The following is a 269-nucleotide window of genomic DNA, read 5'->3' as shown; positions in this document are numbered from 1 at the left end:
GTGCAGCCGGTCTTAAACCGCCCGCCTGGGCGGCTGCAGCATTTGAATCCGGGCTGCGACAATCAACAGAGGAGGAGAAGAGTGACAGCAGAGCTGCGTAATCTCCCGCATATTGCCAGCATGGCCTTTAATGAGCCGCTGATGCTTGAACCCGCCTATGCGCGGGTTTTCTTTTGCGCGCTCGCAGGCCAGCTTGGGATCAGCAGCATGACGGATGCGGTGTCCGGCGACAGCCTGACTGCCCAGGAGGCACTCGCGACGCTGGCATT

The 269-nt window shown here is 60.6% G+C and carries 1 pseudogene; it reads left to right on the top strand.

Features of this window, described 5'->3' with window-relative positions:
- Nucleotides 1-81: 81 nt before the first annotated feature.
- Nucleotides 82-269 (top strand): annotated as a pseudogene (locus tag R0J88_RS20430) (S49 family peptidase); the annotation flags it as partial.

Origin of the sequence: Pseudoalteromonas sp. SIMBA_162, assembly GCF_046535955.1 — a bacterium.
GTDB classification, from domain to species: Bacteria; Pseudomonadota; Gammaproteobacteria; order Enterobacterales; family Alteromonadaceae; genus Pseudoalteromonas; species Pseudoalteromonas marina.
This window is presented reverse-complemented; position numbering and strand designations above follow the sequence as displayed.